General features: G+C 31.9%; 18 protein-coding genes. 11 read left to right on the forward strand and 7 right to left on the reverse strand.

What is annotated here, in order from left to right; all coding sequences use genetic code 11:
- Positions 1-56 precede the first annotated feature (56 nt).
- Positions 57-455 carry a C-GCAxxG-C-C family protein gene (locus MSM_RS05880; protein WP_011954325.1) on the forward strand — a complete coding sequence of 133 codons (399 nt, stop codon included), beginning with the start codon at positions 57-59 and terminating at the stop codon, positions 453-455.
- Between the two features lie 83 nt (positions 456-538).
- A complete protein-coding gene (locus tag MSM_RS09215; RefSeq protein WP_004032774.1) occupies positions 539-715 on the forward strand; it encodes a hypothetical protein in 177 nt (58 codons plus the stop codon).
- An 8-nt stretch (positions 716-723) separates the two neighbouring features.
- On the opposite strand, the gene MSM_RS05885 is transcribed toward MSM_RS09215, so the two are convergent.
- Positions 724-1,914, reverse strand: coding sequence for a redox-regulated ATPase YchF (locus MSM_RS05885; RefSeq protein WP_004032773.1), 1,191 nt, complete (start codon positions 1,912-1,914; stop codon positions 724-726).
- Between the two features lie 84 nt (positions 1,915-1,998).
- Between MSM_RS05885 and MSM_RS05890 the strand changes: the two genes are divergently transcribed.
- The 5 genes from MSM_RS05890 (at position 1,999) to MSM_RS05910 (ending at position 9,200) form a co-directional block, all read left to right on the forward strand.
- Positions 1,999-2,886 carry a metallophosphoesterase gene (locus MSM_RS05890; protein ID WP_004032772.1) on the forward strand — a complete coding sequence of 296 codons (888 nt, stop codon included), beginning with the start codon at positions 1,999-2,001 and terminating at the stop codon, positions 2,884-2,886.
- A 6-nt stretch (positions 2,887-2,892) separates the two neighbouring features.
- A complete protein-coding gene (locus MSM_RS05895; protein ID WP_011954326.1) occupies positions 2,893-5,034 on the forward strand; it encodes a phage holin family protein in 2,142 nt (713 codons plus the stop codon).
- A gap of 1 nt (position 5,035) precedes the next feature.
- Positions 5,036-5,674, forward strand: a complete 639-nt coding sequence (locus MSM_RS05900; RefSeq protein WP_011954327.1) for a cobalt-precorrin-7 (C(5))-methyltransferase — start codon at positions 5,036-5,038, stop codon at positions 5,672-5,674.
- Positions 5,675-5,802: 128 nt separating this feature from the next.
- Positions 5,803-8,970, forward strand: a complete 3,168-nt coding sequence (locus MSM_RS05905) for a collagen binding domain-containing protein (RefSeq protein ID WP_011954328.1) — start codon at positions 5,803-5,805, stop codon at positions 8,968-8,970.
- Positions 8,971-8,981: 11 nt separating this feature from the next.
- The gene (locus tag MSM_RS05910) at positions 8,982-9,200 is read left to right on the forward strand and encodes a hypothetical protein (RefSeq protein ID WP_011954329.1); all 219 of its coding nucleotides are present in this window, start codon (positions 8,982-8,984) and stop codon (positions 9,198-9,200) included.
- Positions 9,201-9,245: 45 nt separating this feature from the next.
- Here MSM_RS05910 and MSM_RS05915 read toward each other — a convergent pair whose 3' ends face one another.
- On the reverse strand, positions 9,246-10,268 hold the full coding sequence (locus MSM_RS05915) for an ArsA family ATPase (protein WP_004032765.1): 1,023 nt from the start codon (positions 10,266-10,268) through the stop codon (positions 9,246-9,248).
- Between the two features lie 130 nt (positions 10,269-10,398).
- Between MSM_RS05915 and MSM_RS05920 the strand changes: the two genes are divergently transcribed.
- Together MSM_RS05920 and leuS are read left to right on the forward strand one after the other, a co-directional pair.
- Positions 10,399-11,199: an NAD+ synthase gene (locus MSM_RS05920; protein ID WP_011954330.1), complete on the forward strand. Its 801-nt coding sequence runs from the start codon at positions 10,399-10,401 to the stop codon at positions 11,197-11,199.
- Positions 11,199-14,054 carry a leucine--tRNA ligase gene (gene leuS, locus MSM_RS05925; RefSeq protein ID WP_004035982.1) on the forward strand — a complete coding sequence of 952 codons (2,856 nt, stop codon included), beginning with the start codon at positions 11,199-11,201 and terminating at the stop codon, positions 14,052-14,054. Before MSM_RS05920 ends, leuS begins: the two co-directional genes overlap by 1 nt.
- A 652-nt stretch (positions 14,055-14,706) precedes the next feature.
- On the opposite strand, the gene MSM_RS05930 is transcribed toward leuS, so the two are convergent.
- The 3 genes from MSM_RS05930 to MSM_RS05940 are packed head-to-tail and all read right to left on the reverse strand — an operon-like array spanning position 14,707 to position 16,840.
- Positions 14,707-15,432, reverse strand: a complete 726-nt coding sequence (locus MSM_RS05930) for a tRNA (adenine-N1)-methyltransferase (RefSeq protein ID WP_011954331.1) — start codon at positions 15,430-15,432, stop codon at positions 14,707-14,709.
- A gap of 15 nt (positions 15,433-15,447) precedes the next feature.
- The gene (locus MSM_RS05935; protein WP_011954332.1) at positions 15,448-16,407 is read right to left on the reverse strand and encodes a zinc metalloprotease HtpX; all 960 of its coding nucleotides are present in this window, start codon (positions 16,405-16,407) and stop codon (positions 15,448-15,450) included.
- A gap of 55 nt (positions 16,408-16,462) precedes the next feature.
- Positions 16,463-16,840, reverse strand: a complete 378-nt coding sequence (locus tag MSM_RS05940; RefSeq protein WP_011954333.1) for a hypothetical protein — start codon at positions 16,838-16,840, stop codon at positions 16,463-16,465.
- Between the two features lie 115 nt (positions 16,841-16,955).
- Here MSM_RS05940 and MSM_RS05945 point away from each other — a divergent pair, with 115 nt between their 5' ends.
- Together MSM_RS05945 and MSM_RS05950 are read left to right on the forward strand one after the other, a co-directional pair.
- Positions 16,956-17,903: a replication factor C small subunit gene (locus MSM_RS05945; RefSeq protein ID WP_011954334.1), complete on the forward strand. Its 948-nt coding sequence runs from the start codon at positions 16,956-16,958 to the stop codon at positions 17,901-17,903.
- Between the two features lie 9 nt (positions 17,904-17,912).
- Entirely contained in the window at positions 17,913-19,391 is a 1,479-nt protein-coding gene (locus MSM_RS05950) for a replication factor C large subunit (RefSeq protein ID WP_011954335.1), read from the forward strand.
- Here MSM_RS05950 and MSM_RS05955 read toward each other — a convergent pair.
- Both MSM_RS05955 and aroE read right to left on the reverse strand, forming a co-directional pair.
- Positions 19,377-20,060: a hypothetical protein gene (locus MSM_RS05955; RefSeq protein ID WP_011954336.1), complete on the reverse strand. Its 684-nt coding sequence runs from the start codon at positions 20,058-20,060 to the stop codon at positions 19,377-19,379. The two genes, MSM_RS05950 and MSM_RS05955, sit on opposite strands and share 15 nt — an antisense overlap.
- 9 nt (positions 20,061-20,069) lie before the next feature.
- Positions 20,070-20,915 (reverse strand): shikimate dehydrogenase, encoded by an 846-nt coding sequence (gene aroE / locus MSM_RS05960; RefSeq protein WP_011954337.1) that lies wholly within the window; start codon positions 20,913-20,915, stop codon positions 20,070-20,072.
- Positions 20,916-20,948: the final 33 nt, after the last annotated feature.

The raw sequence follows: 20,948 nt of genomic DNA on the forward strand, positions 1-20,948 counted from the left end.
CATATGTGAAATGCGGGAAGTAACTTTCCCCAATTATTTTTTTTATAGATGATAGTATGGACTTGAATTCAAAATCAGTAGAAGAAAAAATCAGACAATACCGTGTTTTTAAAAGCTGTTCCCAATCAACCCTTATAGGACTTTGTGAAGTAGCCAACCATCCAATGAGTCAGGCAAGATTATGTGCATTAGCTAGCGGGTTTTCAGGAGGAATCGGCGGCACATTTGATGAAGGAACCTGCGGTGCACTCACAGGAGCATTAATAGCATTGGGATTTTTGGAAGATGATGAAATTAAAATAAAAATGGATGCTAAAAAACTCTATGATGCTTTTAAAAAAGAATATGGTTCAGTTCAGTGCAGCATAATTTCAAAAAATGGAGAAGACAAATCTCCATGTGTTGACTGCTGTGTTTATGCAGCTAATGAAGCAATAAAATTATTAAAAGAATAACTTCTTATTTTTACTTTTTTCATAAATACTTTTCAAACACTCTTAGAAAAAGAAAATACTATTTATTAAACTAAAATAAAATTATGAAAAGCACAGACATTAATGAAAAAGTTCTTGATGTTTATGGGCAATTGCCTCTTGATTGGCTTACACCAGAAGACATATGGTGGAATACTTTAAGAAAAATTTTAAATGAATTAGATGAACCTGAAAGTGTTAAAAAAGAGATTTATGCACAAATTCAAAAAGATATTACATAAAGAGGCAGTTAACCTCTTGTAACAATACTTATAACATCCTTATCCTGCAATTCATAATCTGCAGCAATTCTCATATTTTTACGAGCATCTACTGCATGCATAAAGTTATCACCAATATCCGAATGAACAAGATAAGCCAATTCTTTAGGAACCGCACCTTTAGGCACTAAAATTCCATCAGGTAAAACATTTCCCTTTTGGTCTGTGTATTTGTGTTCATCCTGAACCGGATAAACTACAATCATATTAAGCAAACCAAATATAGCTTCATTTAATGCTGTTTGAATACCTGTTCCCCCGTATTTTTCTAAAATATTAACTTTAATATACTCTAAAGCTTTAAGCTGATTATCTGACAATTTATCTTTTTCTAAAATTTCAAAGTCAGAATCTCCAGGAGTATAACTAATCAGTCCTGCTTCAGCTGCTTTGACTAAAGCTATTTCAGATTCTGCAGATGCAGGTATAACATAAGGATATTTTTCCTGCATTCTTTTAATGTTTTCCTCAGCAGTTGGCAAATCAGCCTTATTAGCCACAATAAGCATTGGTTTAGCTATATGCAATATATTACGAATAAGTTCCATGAAATCTTCTTTTTCCCATTTGGTATAATCCGGATTAACTTTCCTTTTAGCTTCAATAATATCTTCCAGAGTTATTCCAGTACCAGACAACTGGTCAAAAATCACTTTAGCTATGTCTAATTTTTCAGCTTCAATTTTACGTACAAGTCTGACCCAGTTTCTGTTAAGAATTCCATACATCCACATTACGATTTCATCTTCTAAAAATTCAATATCATCTAAAGGGTCATGAGATCCGGCTTCTACACTTTGTCCTTCAGCATCGGTGGATCCAGAAGCATCAATAACATGTATTAAAACTTTAGCCTGCATCAAATCATCTAAAAATTGATTACCCAATCCCTTACCTTCATGAGCTCCAGGAACAAGTCCTGCAACATCTATTAATTCAACAGGCAACAATCTTTTTCCATCAATACATATGGAATTTCTAGGATTACAAGTAACATTCAATTCTTTACAAGGACATTCACTAATAACATGAGCAACTGCTTTATTAGCATCAATAGTAGTAAATGGATAATTAGCCATTTCCACGCTTGAAGAAGTTGCAGAGTTAAAGAATGAAGATTTTCCAACATTTGGTTTTCCAGTAACTGCAATTTGAAGCATAATATCACAATAAAAATAAATAATTAATTATATATTTAAGATTTAAATTATATAAATCTAATACAAAAATATAAGTGAAATAACATGGATGGCAATAAACCCTCTGCTCTAAAAGTTCGTCAAGGATTACAGGAATTCATGACCCAGTCAAGAGAAATGAGCTTTGGAACAGAATTTAGCAAAGAATTCTTTGATGTTGTTAATGTTGATGTTGAATTAGACAACTTAGGCCTTGCATTTAACAATTATAAAATAATCAATTTAACAGACATACACATTGGCCAATGGTTAAATCCCGAGTATTTGGACGGAGTTGTTGAGTATGTAAACACCTTAAAACCAGATATGATAACACTGACCGGAGATTATGTTTCATATATTTTAGAAGGCTATGAAACAGATTTAAAAAAATCTTTTAAAAAATTAAAGGCTAAAGATGGAAAATTGGCTGTCTTAGGTAATCATGACCATTGGCTTGGAGCTAGTGAAATGAGAGACATCCTAAAAAAAGCTGATGTTAAAGATTTAAGCAATGATGTCTACACGCTTAAAAAAACTGGAAAAAACGACAACCATGAAAAACTGCTCAATATTGCAGGAGTAGACAGCTATACTGTTGGTGCTGATGATTTGAATAGTGTTTTAAACAAATTACCTGATCAAGGAGCTGCCATTTTACTTGCTCATGAACCGGATTTTGCTAAAATATCCTGTGAAAGTGGAAGATTCGGACTTCAGATATCAGGACACTCCCATGGCGGACAATTTATTATTCCCGGAACCAATATAGCACCATTCAGAGGTCCAAAATCAACAAGGTACCCTGTTGGAAAGTATAAAGTTAAAAATATGATTCAATATACAAGCAGAGGCCTTGGAACAAATATGTTTTGGATGAGAATAAACTGCAAACCTGAAATAACATTATTCCACTTAAAAAGCAATGAAAAACAAAAAATAGAAATTAATTAGATTAATATGGAAAATACCAACTATTCAAATGTTAATAAAGCTAAAATAATCCTAACTTCAATCATAACCGGAATAATTAACATATTAATAGTCATAGCTATGCCAATGCTTAGTGCTGATTTTGTTTTAGGTCCCTGGACAAATGCAATAATCATAATTGTTTTATTAACCGTTGCAAACACGATTTTATGGCCCATTTTTACCAAAATCCTGATGAGGTTTTTTATCATAACCTTTGGAATAGGAGCTCTTCTTTTAAACGGACTTATGTTTTATGGAGTTGCATATTACCTTCCGGAAGTTAAAATAGGAATAGGAGGAGCTTTAATTGCAACATTATTCATAAACATAGCTACAACACTTATATTCAATATAGCAAATATTGACTTCTACAATAGCTACATCATCAAAAAGCTTTCTAAAAAAGTTAAAAATAAAAAAAGAGCTGCCAACAAACATCCTGGATTAATAATGCTTGAAATTGACGGATTAGCTAAGGAAATCCTAGATGAAGCCATTAAGAAAGGATATATGCCTACACTTAAAAGGTGGATTGAAAATAAAACACATACCCTAAAAGAATGGGAAACCGACCTGTCAAGTCAAACAGGCGCAAGCCAGGCAGGAATTTTACATGGAAATAACAAAGACATTATAGCTTACAGATGGGTTGAAAAAGAAAACAACAATAAGATTATAGTTTCATCTAATTTTTCCCATGCCCCACTAATTGAACAGAAAATATCTGATGGTAACGGACTTTTAAGTGATAAAGGAGCCAGCAGAGCAAACATGTTTAGTGGAGACAGTGATGATTTCATATTTACATCATCTAAAATCATAGAACTTAATAAATTATATAACAAAACATGGTACTCAGTATTTACCACATCCAATAGCTTTCAGAGAATATTTGTATTATTCTTATGGGACATTCTTAAGGAATTAAAATCCCAGATAGTCCACAAAATTAAGAATATACAGCCCAGAATGAAAAGGGGAATTGTATATGCAACTTTAAGAGCTGGAGGAAATGTGTTTTTAAGAGAAGTTGTAACAGAAACCTTGGCCGGAGATATTCTTAATGGAGAAATAAATTCAGCCTATGCAACTTATGTAGGCTATGATGAAGTGGCTCATCACTCCGGAATACGGGATAATGATGTTTGGAGTGTTTTAAAAGAAATTGATTTGGAAATTAATCGCCTGGAAAATGCCGAAAGTATTTCCAAAAGACCTTATGAATTTGTAATTCTTTCAGACCATGGACAGGGAAACGGAGCTACATTTAAACAAAGATATGGAATAACTTTAGGAAACTTTGTAAGAAGATTTTTACCTGAAGATATGAAATCATTAAGGACAGATGAAGAATCAGACCACTTCAGAAATTCATATATTCCTAAAAATGAATCTATTGAAAATATAAGGGAAAAAATGGACAATATAAAAAATCATGACATTTTTGAGGAGTATGAATCCCTACAAAACATAAAAGAAAAAAGTATTGATTTTTTAAAAATCGACGAATTATACAAAAGTGAACAAATCCAGACACTCAGAAAAAAATATAGTGATAGTCTAGATTACATTAGAGGATACGAAGCTTCACAACATACTACTAAAAAAGCATCTGACTCTGAATTGATTGTTTTAGGATCTGGAAACTTAGGTTTAATTTACTTAACACAATGGAAACATAGATTAACCTACGAAGAAATAATATCATTATTCCCTGATTTAATTCCCGGACTTGTAAAACATCCTGGAATTGGATTTATACTAGTTAATTCACTAGCTAATGGAGGAATGGTTATTGGAAAAAATGGTATTTACTATTTGGAAAGTGATGAAATAATCGGAGAAAATCCATTAGCTGATTTTGGAAAAAATGCTTCCAAACATCTTAAAAGACACAATACTTTTAAAAATATGCCAGATATTCTTGTAAATAGTTTCTATGACCCTGAAAGTGGAGATATCTGTGCATTTGAAGAACTGATAGGCAGCCACGGAGGACTTGGTGGAACTCAAACTAAACCGTTTATATTATATCCTTCTGATTGGGATTGTCCTGACGAGCTTGTTGGAGCTAAATCAATATATGACTTATTAAAAAATGGAATGAAAAAACTAAAAGAGGAATAAAATGGAAAATAAAATTTATATAATAGGAATCGGCCCAGGATCAAGTGAATATTTAACTAAAAAAGCTGTAGATACAGTAAAAACCAGCGATTATACTGTTGGAAGTATAAGAGCAATAGATTTATTTGATGATGTTAACAATAAAATTGCATTTAATGTAAAGGATTTATTAGATAAACTTGAAAAAGGAGTGGATTTAGCTATTGAAGGCAATACCGTGTCAATATTATCTACTGGAGATCCCGGATTTTCAGGTGTTTTAAATACTGTTTTAAGAATAGCTAATGAAAAAAATTTTCCTGAAGAAAAAATAGAAGTTATTCCTGGAATCAGCTCTCTTCAGCTAGCTGCTGCCCGTAACCACATTCAGTGGGACAATGCAAATGTTATGACTTTTCACGGTAGAGAAAACATAGAAGACATTTTAAAAGTCATAAATAACGGCAAAACAACAATAGCCCTCCCGTCTAAAAAAGTCAGAGACATGGCTCAGTTTTTATTGGATAACGGTGTGGACGAACACCGTGAAGTAGTTGTCTGTGAACGTTTAAGTTATGATGATGAAAAAATTGTCCGGTCTACATTAAAAGACATTGCAAACAGTGAATTTACTTACATGTGTATTATGGTAATATATTAGAAATATTTACCCTTTAAATTCATTTTAAAAACCATTTACCATTTAATTTTAAAATTAAAACTTTTATAATTAGTTAATCATAGTTTATGTGTTAATTTTTTAAAAAAAGTTAACAGTTGGTAGATACTATGATTAGAAAAATAAACTTAATAAGTTTCATTTTCCTATTTATTTTTTTGATAGGCACTGTTTCTGCCACAACAATTGAAAATGAAACTCAAACAATAAACAATGATTTAGAAATCAGTGACGACGAGAACATTCAAGCAATAGATAATATAGAAACATCAAATGAAATACTTTCGACACCAAAAGCTAAAACACTAACCATAATTAATTCACCACCCGTTGAAATGTATTATAAAGACGGCAGCAAACTTATAGCAACATTGACCGACAATAATAACTATATGCACCATCCAATAAGTAATGCCAAAGTTATAATTAATATTAATGGAGTTAACTACACCAAAATTACAGATTCAAGGGGTCAGGTTATGTTATCCCTAAATTTGGAATCTGGAGAGTATATGGCAAAAATAATATTTGAAGGCTGTGATTTTTATCATCCCTCAAGTTCAAATTCCAAAGTAACAATCAAACCTACAATAAATGGTAATGACATTGTCAAATACCATAAAAATGATACACAGTACTATGTTGAATTTAGCGACAAAAAAGGAAACCCCATAATCAATTGCGAAATAACACTTAACATAAACGGAGTATTTTACAAAAAAATTACAAATATGGCAGGAATAGCTAAACTAAATATAAATTTGGATCCCGGAAACTACATAATAACTTCGTACAATCCAAAAACTAACGAACAGCGTTCCAATAACATAACTGTATTGGCGACAATTAGCTGCAACTATGACCTGGTCAAATACTACAAAAATAAAAAAACATATTCAGTTTACCTACACAATTTAGACGGCAGCTATGCCAAATATTCAAAAGTAACCTTCAACATAAATGGAGTATTCTATACCAAAACTTCAGACAATACAGGTTATGCATTCTTAAATATTAATTTAAACCCAGGCCATTATATAATAACAGCAATGTACAACAGCTGTTTTGTTTCAAATAAAATACTTGTTAAACCTACAATTCAGACAAATGATTTAGAAATGAATTTTAAAGACGGGAGCGCTTTTAAAACATTTGTAACAACTAATGAAGGAAAACCTGTAGGAGCTGGAGAAAATGTTACATTTAATATAAATGGAGTATTTTACACCAAAACTACAAATTCAAACAGTATTGCATCTCTAAACATTAATTTAAACCCTGGAGAATACATAATAACCAGCCATTACAAGAATATTCAAATTGGAAATAAAATAATTATTCACCCTGCAAATTCAACAGTCATATCTGAAAACTTAAACAGAGACTTTACCTATGAAATAGCTATTCCGAATTATGTAAATGTAACTCTTCCTAAAGTAGAAGCCAAAAATAATTATACAGTTAAACTTGGAGAAAAGGGAATTGTAAAACTGCCAAAAAAACAGATATTTGAAATCAATAACGGATTGAAAAATTATATTCTTTCAAATTATGAAACAAACGATAAAACAAGTATATTGATTAATGACAAATATGTTTTCATACCTCTTGGTGAAAATAAAATCAAAACTGGCAAAACCGCAAGAATCCAAAAAGGCAACGGCATTTTAATTTATTCCAGCGAAAATTACACCTATATTCAATATTATAATAGTGCTGAGAGAGACATCAGTCAATTCGGAGTCACTATAGATAAAGAAGGCAAAATGGGTGAAAGAATCAATTACATTGAAAATGGTGAAATAAGAGCAAGTGTCCTATTTAACACTATTGGATTTGATGAATATGGAATCAGATATAATTTAGCACTAGCTAATGGCTTAGATCCTGAAACTGAATTAAATTCCAATTATATAATACTTACAAATAATAAAATAAGCCCAATAAAGTTCACATCAACTAATAAAACAATAACATTAAATACAGCTAGAGAAAAAATCATCGGATACATAACCAATGAAAAAATCAACACTATATTTAAAACAAACAACAATTTAGTTGAAAAAACAGAAACCATAACTTACGGAACCCATCCTAAGTATAATGCAAACAATAACTTTGAAATAGTTCAGTCCTATGCCATTATCAACTCCAAAATTACCCCAACAGACATAGAAAACTTAGCTTTTGGACTTGATTATTTAACTAGCTATAAATTAAAATATGTGCAGGGAATGTTTTTATCCGGACTAAATACTGCTTATTTAAGTGATTTGAATGCTGACAAATATGCTGAAAAGTTATCCCTTAACTGGCAGCGGACAAAAACAGCAGTTGTTTTAGGCGGAATTGATAATGACAAACTTTATATCCACATAGCCAATCCAAATATGGGGATGTCTGTAATTGGAAAAAATGCAACTAAAATAACTGAATTCAACTTCATAACATCTCTACTTCTATCAAAAATAGAACAGCAGGTAATGAACCCTATTGGAATTATTTACAGCAATGACATGACCAGTTCATTTGATGAAATGATGGATGCCCTTCTAAAATCAGAAGTTAACCTCGTCAATCATGGAGATTCAATATATGTATTTTGCAAAAATGGAAACAAATCAGTACTTATCCTAAACACAACAACAGGAATCTGCAAAACTGTTCTGGTTGATGATGATTTTGCATATAAAGGAGCTACTCAAAAAACAGACAAAGGTGAATGTACAGTCTGCATAATTCCCAAATTGTTTGAAGAAAGCTTAACTAATCAACTAAAAAACATCAGAAAATTTGTAGACAACGGAATAATCCAAATAAATAAAAATATTGATAATTTTATGAAAAATATCCACCCATCAACTATAATAGGATACAATATTGGTGTTTTATCTCTAAAAATTCTTGGAGGAGCTGTTTCAGGAATTTCAACAATTGTATTTTTCCCAGCTACCTTTGCAATAGCATTTCAATCAGTGGCCAACAAATACAGAGTGACATTTGTTGATGAAGACGACACCCATTATTGGTACAGTCATTTTACACCAAGCAGACCAGGTTATTTTCAGGATACCAAGTTGTTTTTAATTCCTAAAGGAAACCAGGAAGTGGACTATGTCGAAGTACATATCAATTCGGACAATTCTTTAAACCGTAGCCAAGCGAAATATATAAGCAGTGGTAATGTAAGAAACTTAACCAAAGAAGAAACATACCAGTATTTTGATGAAGAATATTGGGATCCACTTAACACTCCTAGAAAATTAGGAAAATATTAAATGGTGGTGCTATGGGAGATAATTGGAAAAAAATAAAAGAAAATTTTCAAAATAAACCTGCAATATCAAAAGTGCTTTATTTTTTAACACTTGTTGTATTGGTTTTGATTATTCTTGTAGAACTTTGCGGATTACAGTTCCCAATAGATATTGGAACCCTAAACATGGTCTTTTGGGTGTTAATAGCTATATTTATCCTGGTAGAAATAGTGTATAAATTAAAAAAATAAAAAATTTAAGTTAAAATGTTATATTTTAACTTTTTATTTCTTTTTTTAAAGCTGAATAGCTTCTTGTTTAACTTCAGTATTATCTTGGTCTTCGTATAATATTTTAGCTAAGTTCAATAATTTTTCCTGACCTTTAATTTCATCTTTAAATAAAGGAACTTGAGCTATAATTTGTTCTGGGAATTTTTGATCAATTAAAGCTAAACGTTTTTGTTGTAGTCTGTGTCTTGAATGGCAGAAATCACAATCTGTAATATCCGGCATTACCTGATTTACAATTACACTATCTACAGTAATGTTATAGTTTTCTAAGGCGCCTAATGCTCTTTCAGATTCATAGATAGACATTTCTTCAGGAATTACAACCATTTTAAATGTGGTTCTGTCCGGATCAGATAAAACTTTTTTAGCTTCATCAATTTGCTCTTTAGTTCTTTTTAGCTCTTCACTAGTTTGTGGATTATCGGCAGCATCCATAAACGGAATAAGATTTTTTAAAGAATTAGCTGCAGAACCTAATTTGGCTTTAATCATCATCATTTTACCTACCCAAGAGTCCATTACATCAGGGAATGATAATAATCTTAAGGTATGTCCTGTCGGTGCGGTATCAAATACTACAACATCATATTCATTTGAAGTCATGACAGATAAAAATACTTCAAATGCAGCTGCTTCGTCAGCACCAGGAGAAGATGATGCAATATCCATTTGGTCAGACAAGAAGTCTAATCCCATTAAACTTTCTGAAGTGGAATTAGCTTTTTGAGCATCAAGAACTGCTTGTTTTTGAGCCATAGCTTCATCAGGATCTATTTCAACTGCAAATAAGTTTGTTTTAATTTCCCTAGGATAATGGCCAATAGGCACTTCCAAAGAGTCAGACAATGAATGTGCCGGATCAGTTGATACAATTAATGTTTTTTTACCTTGTTCTGCTAACCATAATGCTGTTGCTGAAGAAATTGAAGTTTTTCCAACCCCACCTTTTCCCCCAATAAACATAAAAGTTGTTTTATCTTTGTTAAATTTAAAATAATCTTTAAATGCCAAGAAAATTACCTCCATATTAAAAAATTAATTTTAGTAACTAAAAGTAATTTTATAATTTTTTCCTATATAAACGTTTACTATCTAATATATAAGTTAAAAAAATCATAATAATTATCATTAAAAATTTTCCAAGGAGTGTAAAAGCATGAACGAGCTTCCGAAATTAGATACTAAAACAACAAAAGAAAGCATAATTAAATTCATTCAAGACAAAGTATCTGAAGCTAATGCAAAAGGACTTGTTGTTGGATTAAGTGGCGGAATAGATTCAACATTAACTGCATATTTAGCTACAGAAGCTGTTGGTAAAGAAAACGTATTTGGAATTGTTATGCCATCTACAACCACCCCAACAGAAGATAAAATTCATGGAACAGACATTGCTAAAATATTAGATATTGATTATAAAGAAATGGCTATTGACAGTGTTTTAAACGAATTTCTATATATTACACAATATAAAACAGAAAACGAACAATTAGCTATTGGAAACCTTAAAGCTAGAATTAGAATGTCCATCATATATTATTACGCAAATTCAAAAGGTTACCTTGTAAGTGGAACCGGCAATAAAAGTGAAATACTAATCGGATACTTTACAAAACACGGAGACGGAGCCTGTGATATTGAACCGATTGGAGATTTATACAAAACTGACGTGTTTGAATTAGCCAAATATATGGGAGTTCCTGAAGAAATAATCAATAAACCGCCTCGTGCTGGTTTATGGAATAATCAAACTGATGAAGATGAAATAGGAATGACCTATGAAAACTTAGATAAAATTCTCTACCAGTATAACGATAAAGAAACTTCAAAAGATGAAATAGCTAAAAACTTAGATATTTCAATTGATGAAATTGATATGATTATAAATAAAGTAAAAAGGAATGCTCATAAAAGCAAAGTTCCTGAAAGCCCTGAAAAGACTGTAATGGTGATTTAGTGACAGAAAATATAGAAAAAAAATGGCAGAAAAAATGGGAAAATGATAAACTTTTTGAATCTGACCCTAATGATAAAGAAAAATTATTCCTTACTGTAGCATTTCCATACCCTAGTGGAGCTATGCACATTGGACACGGACGTACATATACTGTTCCAGATGTTTATGCAAGATTTAAAAGAATGGAAGGTTATAATGTATTGTTCCCAATGGCATGGCATGTAACCGGAGCTCCGGTTATTGGAATAGCTGAAAGAGTTAGAAGAAAAGACCCATGGACCTTGGATTTATACGAAAATGTTCATAAAGTTCCTAAAGAAGAACTTCCTAATTTAGCAGACCCTGAATACATTGTAAGGTACTTCAGTAGTGAATATAATGAAGTAATGCATGATATGGGATATTCCATTGACTGGAGAAGGGAATTTAGAACAATTGATCCAACTTACAAAAAATTTGTAGAATGGCAAATTAGCAAATTAAAAGATAAAGGACTGATTATAAAAGGAGAACATCCGGTAAAATACTGTCCAAGAGATAAAAATCCTGTTGGAGATCATGATTTACTTGAAGGTGAAGGAGTAGGAGTTAATGAATTAACCTTACTTAAATTCAAAATGGATGATAAAATTCTTGTTACAGCTACATTAAGACCGGAAACCATTATCGGAGCTACCAACATTTGGTTAAATCCTGATATTGAATATATTGAAGTAGATGCTGAAGGCGAACACTGGATTATTACAAAAGAAGCTCACCACAATTTAAAACATCAAATTAAAGATTTAAACATTATCCGGGAAGTGGACCCTAATGATTTAATTGGAGGATTTGTTGAAAATCCATTTACAGGTGACAAATTACCAATATTCCCGGCTAGCTTTGTAAGCGGTTCATATGGTAGTGGAGTAGTATTTTCAGAACCTGCAGATGCACCTGCAGACTACATTGCTCTTCAAGACTTAAAAAACAATAAAGAATTAATAGCCAAATATCATTTGGAAGACATTATTGATGATGTAAATCCGATTAATGTATGTAGTGTAAAAGGATATGGGGAAATTCCGGCTGCAGAAATAATTGAAAAATTAGGCATCAAAGACCAAAATGACCCTAAACTTCATGATGCAACTAACGAATTATACAAAGTAGAGCACAGAAAAGGTATTATCAGCGAACATATTCCTGAATATGGTGGTAAAAAAGTAGCAATAGCTAGAGAAGAATTTAAAGCTGATATGATTGATAAAAACATGGCTACCACTATGTATGACTTTGCTGAAAGACCTGTTATTTGCAGATGTGGTGAAGACTGTGTTGTTAAAATAATGGACAACCAATGGTTCCTTAAATATTCAGATGAAGAATGGACTGCAAAAACACATGAAGTTCTTAATGGTGAAACAATCATTCCTAAAGAAGTTAAAAACAACTTTGAATATTATATTGACTGGTTAGATGATTGGGCCTGTTCCAGGAATGTCGGACTTGGAACCAGACTTCCTTGGGATAACCAATGGTTAATCGAACCTCTTACAGATTCAACTATCTACATGTCCTATTATACAATAGCCAAATATTTAAGAAACATGAATGCTGATGATTTAAACCCTGCATTCTTTGACAAAGTTCTTTTAGATATTGACAGCGATGATGTAAAAGTCGACGACGAAACTGTAAAAGAAATTCAGGACGAATTCAATTACTGGTACCCTCTTGACTGGAGATTATCTGCAAAAGATTTGGTTGGAAACCACTTAAGCTTTTTAATGTTCCACCACAGTGCGATTTATCCTAAAGAAAAATGGCCTAGAGGAACTGTAGTCTTTGGTATGGGTCTTTTAGAAGGAAATAAAATGTCCTCATCAAAAGGAAATGTTATTTTATTAAAAGATGCTATTGAACAGTACAGTGCAGATGTTGTAAGACTTTTCCTAATGGCATCAGCTGAACCATGGCAAGACTTTGACTGGAGAGAAAAAGAAGTTCTTGGAACCAAAAGAAGATTGGAATGGTTTAGGGAATTTGCCGCCAAAGTAGAAGAAGTTAAAAACTCCCCATTGGATTTAACCAATATCGAAAAAGTTGAATTAAACCGTACAATCGATATTTGGATGTTAAGCCAATTAAATCAACATATTAAAGAAGCTACTGAAGCTTTAGATGGATTCCAAACAAGAAAAGCACTTCAGGAATCTTTATTCTTGCTTAAAAAAGATGTTGACCATTACTTATACAGGGTAAAACACTTGCTTGACTCTCAAGACCCTGCTATAATCTATGTACTTTCAACAGTTCTTGAAGCATGGATCAGACTGCTTGCACCATTTACTCCGCATACCTGTGAAGAATTATGGGAAACTTATGGTGGAGAAGGTTATGTAAGCCAGGCTAGCTGGCCGGAAGCTGACGAAAGCCTAGTAAGTCCAAAAATTGAAAAATCAGAAGAATTAGTTCAAAACATTATTAAAGACATTAACCAGATTAAGAAAATGGTTAAAGGAAATGTGGAAAAAATCCATGTTTACCTTGCTCCTGATTGGAAATGGGATTTATATGAAATAGCTGAAGAAATTGGAAAACCGGATATTGGTCAAATAATGGGAAGAGCTATTGGAGCAAATATTTATGATGATAAAAAAGAAATAGCTGCAGTAGCTAAAAAAATAGGTCGTGAAATGACTAAAACCAAATATGTAGGTAAAATTGATGAAAATCAAATCATTAGCGATGCGATAGACTACATTATGGAAGAAACTGGCGATAAAGTCATTGTACATACTGACGATAGCTATGACCCTGAAAACAAAGCTAGAAATGCAATGCCTTACAAACCAGCTATTTTTATGGAATAGGGTTAAAAACCTTATTTCATTTACTTATTTTTTAAATCCGCTAAACAAAATTATATATATACTTATATAATAATAATTATGAACTTCCAAAACTGCAATAAAATTGTTATTTTATTAATTGTTTTAAGTATCATCACAATGATTTTACATATAGACTGGATGACATTTCCTATTTCACACTTTATAGAGATAATTTTAATGTTTTTAGTAGCTATTTATCTTATTTTGTGCATTAAACACCATGAAAACTCAGGAATAATCCTTAGCATAATATGTTTAGTACTACTTTGTGTGCTGCTTTATGAAAACGGACCGTATATGATTCTTCACATAGAACCTTTCAATATACCTTTAACATTTCCTCTTTAATTAAATAACTTTTTGATAAATTTAAATACAACCATCACCATAACTCCTATTAAAAAATAGTTATTATTTTAAAATTTTTAATAGGAGAGATGAAAATTGAATAAAAAATATAAACTAGCTATATCAGTTTACTAATTTTTCTTTTTGCTCTAACAATCAATTCAGATAGTGCAAAGAAATCATATTATTAATCATTCAAACTGTTATTAACCTAAAATAAATGATACCATATGACGGTTTTAGAAAAAGATTAATTAAAGAGTTCAATTACCCTTTAATATTTTTATAATTTACGGGCAAAGACTAAATACCCAGTATGACCAACCATACGGGTTTTTGGTCTGACTCCCTGAGGTCTAACTTCCAGACCTCTTTCCAATGTTTCCAATATTTCGATATTGTAAAAATTAAGTTTTTTAGCTACCCTATAAGCTATTTCTGCCTGATCAATATATGGTGCATAAACTGCTAACCATCCGCCTACTTTTAAAGACTCATAAACATCTTCAAAAATTTCAAAAGGCTTTGGCAAATCTAAAAAGACCAGATCAATGTTTTGTTCATCGATTCCTTCCTTAATATCTTTGTTTTTAACTTCAATATTATTGATTCCAAAAGTTTCAATGTTTTTTTGAGCTACTTTAGCAAAATCTTCCCTTATTTCATAGGTATAAACCTTACCGGTGCCGCCCACCACATTTCCGAAATTCAGTGCAATAGCTCCAGCACCAGTTCCAGAATCAACAACTCTGTCTCCTGAACCTAAACCCGTGTAAGCCAGCACAGTTCCAATATCTTTTTTAACTAATATTGAACAACGTCTATCCATTAAATCAATGAAATCATTAACAGTAGGTTTAACAATTTTAAATGTGTGGTCCAAGTGACTTTTAAGCTCATCACCTATTTCACAATTAGCTATCTGTTCTTTAGTAACAATACCTAAATCACTTTGAAATTCACAGTCTTCTTTAAGAAGATACTTCTTACCACGTTCATCTAAAATCATTTTCAAATTAATCACCTAATTTTCTAATTCAGAAAGTCTTTTTACTCTTTTTAATGAATCCGGATGTGTTGAGAACAATTCCATAATTTTATTAGATGTAGAAACATCAACATTTCTTTGACTAAGTTCCCTTAACTCTTCTTCGGAAATGGATCCGTCACCATCGAAATCTATTTGTCTGAAGTCATTTAAATCTCTTGTAGCATTATCTACATCATTAACAAAAAATGCACGAACAGTATTTACATCCTTAATTGTTTCATCGTCACATCTTGCAGCTCCGTAAGATAATTTATAAAGAGCTGAAACTAAATCTGCTGGACGATTTCCATATTCCACACTAGCTTCATCTGCATAATATTCTCTTGTTCTTGATATAAATAATACAAGCAATTGTCCTATAAGATAGAATACATAACCCAATATTCCGATAATAATACCTGCATTGTTTTCGTTGTTGCGTGAAAACATAAATGATAATGCAATATAATAACAAATCATTGGAACTAAGCTTACAATAGCTGTAACAATCATGTCATTATGTTTAATATGACCCATTTCATGACCTAAAACTGCTTTTAACTCATTTCTATCAAGCAAACCTAAAATTGGACGAGTAATAGCTATATGTCCACTTCTTTTAGACCTGCCATATGCAAATGCATTCGGAACATTTATTTCAGAAAGTTCGATCTGTGGTTTTGGAACACCTGCTTCACATGCAAGTTCTTCAACCATCTGATGAATATTTGGAGCTTCACTTTCAGACAACGGCCTTACATTCATAGAATGTTTAACTAATGTAGGGCCAAACCAGTACTGTGCAGCTACAATACAAAGACTTATAATTAAGTAAAATGATGGTCCACCAATTCCCAAATAGCTACCAGCCAATATAACAAGGAAATACACAATAGTGAACAATATAATCATAGTAAGTGCCATTCTTACTTTAAGTTTCCATGTACCTTTCATTTAATACGCCTCATAATTTTATAAATTTTTTATATATTTTATAACTACCTATTTATTAACCTATTCTTTCTTCAGAAATTGGTCCGCTTGAAGACCAATATGATTCATATATTCCAGGATTATACTGGCCTCCTGAAGTTGAAAATACACTTCTATAAATTGGATTTCCGTGTTCATCATACTCACCAGTTTCATAATCTTCCTGCCAGTCATCATATTCTTTTTGTGAGCCGTAAGATTTGTCAGAATTATCTGAAGAAGTTGAAATCTGATTATCTTCCTGAGAAACATTAGTAACATTATTAGTTATATTTGTTTCATTTACATGATTATTATCACCTGCAGTAGGCATTGAAACAAAATAAAGACAACCAACAGCAATCACAACTAACACAACAGCCAGAATTATAATTATCACATTTTTATTATCCATATTAACACATCTTAAAATAAATATATAAACTTTATAATTATTAAATTATACAGTACCACAATCTTAATTTAATAAAAAATACATAAATTATTAGCATATAACTTACGGTGATTGAATGAGCGGACCTTGGGTAGAAAAATATAGACCACAAAATTTAGATGACATTATCGGGCAAAAACAGATTGTAAACAGACTCCAAAAATATGTAGGTGAAGAAAGCATGCCTAATTTAATGTTTACAGGACCTGCAGGTGTTGGAAAAACAACTACTGCAATAGCTCTTGTAAAAGCTATTCTTGGGGAGTATTGGAGACAAAACTTTTTAGAATTAAATGCATCAGATGCAAGAGGAATCGATACTGTAAGAAATGACATTAAAAATTTCTGCAGATTAAAACCTGTCGGAGCCCCATTTAGAATAATATTCTTAGATGAAGTAGATAACATGACTAAAGATGCTCAGCATGCTCTTCGTCGTGAAATGGAAATGTATACTAAAACTGCTTCATTTATACTTTCTTGTAATTACTCCTCTAAAATTATTGACCCTATTCAATCAAGATGTGCAATATTCAGATTTGGACCTATTAAAGGAGAAGAAATTGCAAACAGATTAAAATACATTTGCACATCAGAAAGATTTGAATACACTGATGGAGGAATTGAAGCTATTGAATACTTTGCAGAAGGAGACATGCGTAAAGCAGTGAATGTACTTCAGGCAGCTGCTTCTGAAGGAAAACAAGTTGATGAAGATGCAGTTTACGAAGTTGTTTCAAAAGCAAAACCTCAGGATGTTCATAATCTCATAACAAAAGCATTGTCTGGAGATTTTATGGGTGCACGTAATCTTTTAAGAGAAACCATGGTTTTGCAAGGAACAAGCGGAGAAGACATGGTTAGTCAAATCTACCAGGATGTTTCCAAAAGAGTATTTGAAGGAAAAATGGAAGCAGACATTTATATTGATTTAATTGAAGCAATAGCAGATTGTGATTTTAGAATAAGAGAAGGAGCAAATCCAAGAATCCAACTAGAAGCTCTTTTAACCCAATTCTTATAAGGTATAGAAATGTTATGGACAGACAAATACCGACCAAAAACACTGGATGAAGTGGTTGGCAATAACAAAGAAAAAGCATTAATCCAAAAATGGGTGGATAACTGGAAAGCAGGAAATCCGCAAAAGCCATTACTCCTAGTTGGACCTCCAGGAATTGGAAAAACAACACTTGCTCAAGCAATAGCCCGAGAATTCTCAGAATACATAGAACTAAATGCAAGTGATAAACGTTCTCAGGATGTTATTAAAAGCACTATTGGAGAATCCTCTTCCAGCAAATCATTATTTGGAGATGACTACAAACTACTTATTCTTGATGAAGTAGACGGAATTCACGGAACTAATGACCGAGGAGGAGTAAGAGCTATTGGAGACATTATTAAAAAAGCAAAACATCCAATGATTCTAATAGCTAATGACTTTTATTCAAAACGTATTGCATCACTTAAAACAAAATGTGATGTTTTAAAAATGAGTAAAGTCAGAAGCCCGAGTATTAACAAATTACTTAAACAAATAGCCATTAATGAAGGAATTAAAGCAAATCCTGCAGCACTTAAAGAACTGGCTAAAAAATCTAATGGAGATATGCGTTCAGCAATAAACACATTCCAAGCACTGGCTAATCAAAATGAAGTTCTTGAACTAAGTGATATTGAAAACATAACTACAAAAGATGACAGGTCAACAATAATCAATGGAGTTACTGCTGTTTTAAAAAGTAAAAATCCTAACCATGTTAAAAAAGCATTGATGGTTGAAGAAGACCCGACACTTGTAATGGAATACATTGCAGAAAATATTCCCCGTGAATACACAAAGAAAAAGGAAATCAAAAAGGCATATGAAAATATTGCCAAAGCGGATTTGTACTTTGGAAGAGCTAGAAGCAGCAGATACTACGGCTATTGGAAATATGCAACTGATTTCATGGGAGTTGGAGTCAGTGATGCAAAAGACGAAACTTACAAAAAGTTTACAAGAATCACTTCCCCTACAGTATTTACATTAATGGGACGAAACAGAGGAAAAAGAAACCTCAGAGACAGAATAGCTGAAAAAATGTCTCAAAAACTACATATTTCACACAGCGTAGCTATTTCAATGTTCCCCTATCTTGAAATCATGTTTGAAAACAATGAACTTGCCTGGGAAATATCTGACTTTTTAGGTTTTGAAGAAGACGAAATAAAACGTTTCAGAACCAGAAAAATACCTAAAAAAGTTATTGAAAAAATGGAAAAACAGAAAGCTCAAAAAAGAGTTGAACAAAGAGATGCAAGAGCTCAGGAAATCCAGGACGGATTAATGGCTACAATCCCACCTCAAAAAGAAGTTAAAGAGGAACCTACTGAGGAAATACAAGAAGAAGTTGTTGATGAAATAAAAGAAGAAACTGTTGAGGAAATACAAGAAGAATCTCAAAAAGAAGTTGAAGAAAAACCTAAAAAGAAAACTGACAAACAAGTTTCCTTATTCAACTTCTAATTCTTTTTCAATATACTCATAAGCTTTTAAAACATTTTCACGATACTGAGGAGCTACATCTTCTAAAAATTCCATAAAAGATGTAGACAAATCATCATAATCCTTGGTTTCAATTATTTTTTTACCGTCCATTTCCAAAAATGAATTGATCCAATTAAGAGGTACATTAATCAGCGGATAAATCTCATTGGTTTTATTGCTAAATGTCAATCCATTTCCCTTGAAAATATCCGAAAATATGGAGTTTACTTTACTGTCCAAAATAATCGGATTGACAATCAAATCATAACTTCCACCATAAACCAATTTTACACCATATTTGCGAGTATATGGTTCCAATATAATTTCAATCAAATCATTATTTTCAGGAATTAAAATTGTGCTGTTCGGTTTTATTTCATCAGCCAGCACTTTAGAAGATTTGGAACATATTTTTTGAAATAGGGAGTTTCTAACTACTTCAATACCCGGATATTCTTTATTAAATGTAGATTGTCTTTTTCTTGAGAATTTGGAAAATCTTAGGTTATTAATATAAATTTTTTCAGCAGTATAGCTGACAAAACGTGTATCAACACCAATTATTTTTAAAAATTTCAATACATCCTTTTTAGATGTTGTAAATTCATCTTCATCCCTTTCAATGGCAAAATTAAATATAGAATCCATTTTATCTACTCATAAATCAAGTGTTTTTCTAAGTGTTTTTTCCATAACATCAACAGGTGCCTTCTCTCCTGTCCAGATTTCAAAGCTCTCTGCACCCTGATACAATAACATTTTAATTCCATAAACAGGAGTTGCACCTGCCTTAATAGCTTCACTAAGAAGTACTGTTTCATTAGGATTATAAACAATATCATTAACAACCAAATCAGAATGCATATCCTCTGCTTTAACAATAGCTTCGTCATTTACATGAGGACTCATTCCTACAGGAGTAGTATCTATTAAAATATCCGCATCACTTACATAACCAACTATTTTATCAATTGAATCAAAATCAACATTATCTGTTAATTTAGAGTTTTTAAGATCCTCTGCTAATGATTTTGCTTTATTTATATCCCTATTTAAAATATGTATACTTTGAGGATTTTCACGAGCCAGATAAAAAGAAATAGCTCTTGAAGCCCCACCAGCACCAGCCACTACAATATTTTTATCTTTAATCGAAGTTACTTCCCCAATAGCTTTAATACATCCTATCCCATCAGTGTTATATCCTTTCATTTCTTTAAAATCAATTGTATTTACTGCACCAATTAATTTAGCTATCGGATCCAGTTTGTCCAAATACTTCATTACATTGATTTTATGAGGAATAGTTACATTAAAACCTTTTATATTAAGAGATTTTGCTCCCAAAATAGCTGATTTCAAGTTTTCAGGACAAACATTAAATGGAACATAAGCATAGTCCAGCCCCAATTCTTCAAAAGCCGCATTGTGCATAGGTGGAGAAAAACTATGTTCTACAGGATGGCCTATCAAACCTACAATTTTTGTACTTCCATTAATCATATACTAGTGATATTTATTTAATTGTATAAATAT

Origin of the sequence: Methanobrevibacter smithii ATCC 35061, from assembly GCF_000016525.1 — an archaeon.
GTDB lineage: Archaea > Methanobacteriota > Methanobacteria > Methanobacteriales > Methanobacteriaceae > Methanocatella > Methanocatella smithii.

Excerpts from the sequence above, each read along its gene's own strand:
- MSM_RS05950 (WP_011954335.1), top strand. The coding sequence starts at position 17,913 with ATGTTATGGACAGACAAATACCGACCAAAAACACTGGATGAAGTGGTT.
- MSM_RS05945 (WP_011954334.1), top strand. The coding sequence starts at position 16,956 with ATGAGCGGACCTTGGGTAGAAAAATATAGACCACAAAATTTAGATGAC.
- MSM_RS05955 (WP_011954336.1), bottom strand. The coding sequence starts at position 20,060 with ATGGATTCTATATTTAATTTTGCCATTGAAAGGGATGAAGATGAATTT.
- MSM_RS05900 (WP_011954327.1), top strand. The coding sequence starts at position 5,036 with ATGGAAAATAAAATTTATATAATAGGAATCGGCCCAGGATCAAGTGAA.
- MSM_RS05930 (WP_011954331.1), bottom strand. The coding sequence starts at position 15,432 with ATGATTTTAGATGAACGTGGTAAGAAGTATCTTCTTAAAGAAGACTGT.
- aroE (WP_011954337.1), bottom strand. The coding sequence starts at position 20,915 with ATGATTAATGGAAGTACAAAAATTGTAGGTTTGATAGGCCATCCTGTA.
- MSM_RS05935 (WP_011954332.1), bottom strand. The coding sequence starts at position 16,407 with ATGAAAGGTACATGGAAACTTAAAGTAAGAATGGCACTTACTATGATT.
- MSM_RS05915 (WP_004032765.1), bottom strand. The coding sequence starts at position 10,268 with ATGGAGGTAATTTTCTTGGCATTTAAAGATTATTTTAAATTTAACAAA.
- MSM_RS05885 (WP_004032773.1), bottom strand. The coding sequence starts at position 1,914 with ATGCTTCAAATTGCAGTTACTGGAAAACCAAATGTTGGAAAATCTTCA.
- MSM_RS05880 (WP_011954325.1), top strand. The coding sequence starts at position 57 with ATGGACTTGAATTCAAAATCAGTAGAAGAAAAAATCAGACAATACCGT.
- MSM_RS09215 (WP_004032774.1), top strand. The coding sequence starts at position 539 with ATGAAAAGCACAGACATTAATGAAAAAGTTCTTGATGTTTATGGGCAA.
- MSM_RS05890 (WP_004032772.1), top strand. The coding sequence starts at position 1,999 with ATGGATGGCAATAAACCCTCTGCTCTAAAAGTTCGTCAAGGATTACAG.
- MSM_RS05905 (WP_011954328.1), top strand. The coding sequence starts at position 5,803 with ATGATTAGAAAAATAAACTTAATAAGTTTCATTTTCCTATTTATTTTT.
- MSM_RS05940 (WP_011954333.1), bottom strand. The coding sequence starts at position 16,840 with ATGGATAATAAAAATGTGATAATTATAATTCTGGCTGTTGTGTTAGTT.
- MSM_RS05920 (WP_011954330.1), top strand. The coding sequence starts at position 10,399 with ATGAACGAGCTTCCGAAATTAGATACTAAAACAACAAAAGAAAGCATA.
- MSM_RS05910 (WP_011954329.1), top strand. The coding sequence starts at position 8,982 with ATGGGAGATAATTGGAAAAAAATAAAAGAAAATTTTCAAAATAAACCT.
- MSM_RS05895 (WP_011954326.1), top strand. The coding sequence starts at position 2,893 with ATGGAAAATACCAACTATTCAAATGTTAATAAAGCTAAAATAATCCTA.